Raw genomic sequence first — 4693 nt, forward strand, 5'->3', positions numbered from 1 at the left:
TCCACTAAATCGTCCAGATGAGAGGACTTTTGGAAGATATGGTCACGTTCGTGCATCCGTACGATTCGCTTGCGGACACAGGAAATCAAATAAGCTTTCGCCACAACTGATGGATTGAGTGACTTACGATACAACCATAAATTTACAAATACATCCTGCACACAGTCCTGCACCTTTTCACGATGACCCAGCAATGATCTGCCATAGCCAACTAATGCAGGCTGGTGTCGCTCGAACAATGCCGAAAATGCTGACTCATCGCCCGAAATTATGTCTTGCCAGAGTTGGTCGTCGGTTTTGAGAGAGGTAATCAAAATAAGTCAAATTACTTTTCAATTAGACAAATTTAAGAAAAATAATGACTTTGGCAAGTAGTTTGATGTGTACTTATTTTAGCCAATGAACCATTTAACCGCCCGAATTGAATTGCTGTCGTACGCAGTTTTTTCGTAGTACAGGAATAAGAGACTCCCAATAAAGAGGGAAAAGTATTTTGCGGTGTTGGCTGCCCCGCACTCCTATCATTCAGCAGCCGATGCTTTCCACTGGCAAAGCTGCTATGGTATTCTTAAACATGCCGATGTCTACATTGCTACACCGCTTTGGTCTTTATTCTATTATCGCTACCGCGCTCCTTATCACTTTTCTACAATAATTTTTGTAGACCGGGTCAGAGTCTGTTTGCCCTTGAACTTCGCGGTTACGCTCAAAGTATGTGTCCCGATTTCGGCGACTTTTGCATTAGAGGGCTGATAACCCGCTTTGACGGTTTCGATCAATTTTCCATTTAGCAACACCTCCACAACATCGGGCTGCTGGTTAAATTCCCGATACACATACTGAATCGGGATGGATTCTTCTTCTTTGAATCGCTGTGCTTCCTGCGGTCTGGTGATATTAAATACACCTCTCGTCACTAGCCCGGTGCCAATATCCAGCAACCGATACTTGATTACCTCATCGGCTACCCAAACGATCATCGTGTGGCGCTCGCCCGATGCGATTTGCCCCCAACCCTGGGCTGTGGAGGTGTGATCAATCGGGACGGGACTCGCCATTCGACCATTCTCCACATACCAATAGTAAACATTGCCGCGTGCGTTAGGCCGGGCATATTTTTCGTCAGTACTGCTGATGAGGATTACTTTTCCATTTGCCAGTTTTACACCTGATGGTGGGTAACTGTCTTCGCCCCCCGCATGACCTTTTAGAAAAAAATCCTTCCCCGTCTCGTCGCGATAGCACATAGAGTTATCTTCGCCATTGCCTTCGTACCAAACGAGATGGCTGTCGCCAGTAGCCCCAAAGAAACCTTCGGGGCCCCACGGTTTCGACTGTAGCTTTGTCAAATAGACATTGTTGGACCATTGTCCGGTAAAGCCATTGTAAATACGACCCGAAATGTTGCGGTCGGAGGGGCCACCAGTCATCCAACGATAGTTAAAATGCACATTTCCATTATGATCAGCGGTTATGGACGGGCGTCGCTGTCCGCCTTCTTCCCGTGGAATGACGGTTTTCCTATCCCAGTCGGAACTGTTGATCGATCGGGAATAAAAGTAATTTTTCTCGCCTCCTCCCTTTTCCCGCCACATGATGCGGAGAGTGTCGAGGGCATCGACCACTACGTCGGCTCGAGTGCTATTTCTAGTTGGGATTGGCTTTTCTACTGTTGTTTTCCCCTCCTGCGAGACTTTGGCGAAGTAAGTTCTATTCCGCTCCTGATTTACCCAAACAACATACGCATTACCGAACTTGTCGGCTGCTATTTCGGGAAAGTGAATGGGAATGCTGTTGGCGCTTGTATCGGTCACAGCAAGGGGCTTATCCCACTGGCCATTACGGAAACGGCTATACAAGATGCAGCCGGTTTGAATGCTGTCGCCCGCATAAACAATTGGCTTCAACCAGACCATATGAAACTCCCCGTTGTCCCCGGCGGCTATACGCACTCTGGATGATTTGGTTGAACCAGCTACCGTCTCAATAATACCATTCTCCACCTGTGCCATAGCCAAGGGCAAGCCAAGGCTTATCACGGCACTGATAATGAATGCGATGGCTTGCTTGACGGACACGTCCCAGTAATTGGTCAAAAACTTCATTAGTGAACTACTATAAAATTTCATAAATGTCTACTGATGGCCGACTCTCCTCTAGCGCATCCATTTGGGTACTGATTTACTGGTAGAAAGATGTTCTTTCATGTTACTTAAGTTCTGGGAAAGTCCGAATTGGGCTGTACCGCTTGTAATTTTCGTACGTTTTTTCACCTTCCGGCCCCAGGCGTGGATCGTTGGTTTTTTTGAGATAAGCCAACAACTGGTTTCCTAAGTTCTCCCGCGTCGACTGGTAGGCAGTTTCGTTAGCTAAATTTTTCAAGCAGTAAGGATCTTTTCTAATGTCGTACAACTCCACCTCTGGTCGTTTATCTACCGCCATGTGAAAGTAGTTGCTAATAGCCGGGTCGTCGCGGCGCAGGTTCAGCACTGACTCGTCGAATTCGTTGATGTCATGGTAGCCGCCGTGCACGGGACCGAGGCTGCCATCTTCCTCAAACTTTTGCGGGTCACCGGCAGGCCAGCGTTCTGGATGAATGTTCCAGATGTATAGATGGTCCGCTGTACGCATGGCGCGTTGAGGGTAGCCCAGGTTGTTCCAGCGCGAGGAAGAGTGGCGTTCTCTCGAAGCGTATACCGCCGAGCGTTCCCTATCAATCGTGCCTGACTTTTCACTAGTTAGAACTCTCATCAGATTCTTACCCGCCATGCCGATGATTTCCGGCGCGTCCACGCCTGCCGCCGCCAGGAAGGTCGGGGCCATGTCCACCAGACTTACAAGATCGTCCACGGTTCGTCCACCCTTGATTTTTTCACCCCAGCGGATGGCCAGCGGCATGTGAATGCCGTATTCATAGCAGTTAGCCTTGGCACGGGGAAAGGGCATGCCGTTGTCGGAGGTCACGACGATCAGTGTGTTTTCCAGTTCCCCCATGGCTTCCAACGATTTGACCATCCGGTCGAGGTGGTTGTCCTGCCACTGAATTTCGTAAAGGTAATCGAGCATGTCGCTTTTCACTTCGGGGACGTCGGGCAGAAATCCGGGTACTTTCACGTCGCCAAGTTTCATGCCGCTTTCTACGCCGATGCCCGTCGGGTAGCGGCGGTGGGGCTCAGCGGCCCCGAACCAGAAGCAGAACGGCTGACCTTCTGTCCGGTCGGCCAGGAAATCCTCAAAGTTGGCGGCATAGTCGTTGTCGTTGATGTTTTGCGGCGATTCGAGCCTGCGCTTGTTGTACGCTTTTCCGGCAGGGTTATTATCGCGCCCCACAACTTTGCCGGGTCCCCAACCTTTTTGCGTCATACCGACGTGGTAGCCTGCGCGTTCCAGTAAACCGGTGTAGGTCGTTAAGTCGGCGGGGAAAGTACTGGCGTGGGTACCCGCCTCCTGCACCTGCCAGCAGTTCATGCCCGTCAGGATGGCTGCCCGCGACGGACTGCAACCTGGCGAGGCCGAAAAGGCATTGGTAAACAAAATTCCTTCCCGCGCCACGCGGTTAAAGGCGGGCGTCCTAACGGCCTTAAATCCGTATGCCGAGGCATGGGGATAGGACTGGTCGTCTGAGATGACAAAGAGGATATTAGGGCGCAAGTGATCGGCGGAGGTGGTTGCGCTGATTTTCTTTGGGTTGTTTAGACAAGAGAAGACTGCGGACAATGGTAATAGCAAAAGAGAGCAAAAACAGGTCTTGTTAAAAAAATTCATTATTCTAAAAGAAGTGTGACAACATTGACAAACAAAGAGGCCAATCGTTTTGAACTACTTAAAAGGATCGGCTTCGAGGGGTGCTTTTAGAAAATGGGCATAAGCCGCAGAAGGCGAAGAATAGCGCCAAGTAATTTTAATTCATACTTACGTCAAGAACGGTCTATTGGGGTTGTCCAATTTAGCGATACACTTTTTAAGCTACAATATTTTTTGCTCACAGTCCTAGCTTCATTTCAGCATTGTGCCGGACGATCGATTGCACCCTGGTGTATTGGTCGATCACGGCACGGGTGGCTTGCTTGGTCTGTTGCATGATCTGCGAGTCGTCGGCCATTTTGAACTTGACAATGGTCGCAAAATTTTAAAGCAGACTTATTCTCACCTCTATAAATTGACTTTGGCTGTGATCTTTACCCAATGTGAAATTATCTAATATGAGAATGGGGATTTTCCATAACCACTACAAACGGCATGCGCTCATCAATTTGATTTTACATTATACAAACGGACGTTTGAAAAATGTAAAAGCTTACTGGCTTGCCCTGGGACCAGAACTTTCCGCTCGTGAAACACTTGGGTAGCCTCCAAATGTACGTCGCCTATACCGCGTCTAGAAGTTTTGATAAGGGGCGTCCGGCCTGATCAGACGATACGAAGCGGGGCATCTACCATGGGCGCACAACCCCTGACCGGTGGTGGTTGGGCAGGCAGAGCTCGGCTTCTCAAATCCTTTCGGATTGAACTTTGTATTTTCCCACCCGGGGATCAGCCAGACCCTGGGTATTAGGAAGGCGCGCTCATATGGCCCGAGGCTGGGGGACCGGGAGGGCTGGGGAATACAAACTATTTCGCCGCCTTACGTTCAATTTAGCCCAAGACTGAATCTCACTTCCGGCATTTCTTAGATTTATGGGTCAGCCTGGCC

The 4693-nt window shown here is 49.4% G+C and carries 3 protein-coding genes; all 3 read right to left on the minus strand.

The window, feature by feature from the left end; all coding sequences use genetic code 11:
- Positions 1-314: RNA polymerase sigma factor (locus tag ACEW8P_RS23140; RefSeq protein WP_373515436.1), on the minus strand; the 314-nt coding region annotated here is incomplete at its 3' end.
- A gap of 324 nt (positions 315-638) precedes the next feature.
- On the minus strand, positions 639-2105 hold the full coding sequence (locus ACEW8P_RS23145) for a hypothetical protein (RefSeq protein WP_373515437.1): 1467 nt from the start codon (positions 2103-2105) through the stop codon (positions 639-641).
- Between the two features lie 103 nt (positions 2106-2208).
- On the minus strand, positions 2209-3651 hold the full coding sequence (locus tag ACEW8P_RS23150; protein WP_373515438.1) for a sulfatase: 1443 nt from the start codon (positions 3649-3651) through the stop codon (positions 2209-2211).
- Positions 3652-4693: the final 1042 nt, after the last annotated feature.

The organism is Persicitalea sp. (genome assembly GCF_041751555.1).
Lineage (GTDB): Bacteria > Bacteroidota > Bacteroidia > Cytophagales > Spirosomataceae > Persicitalea.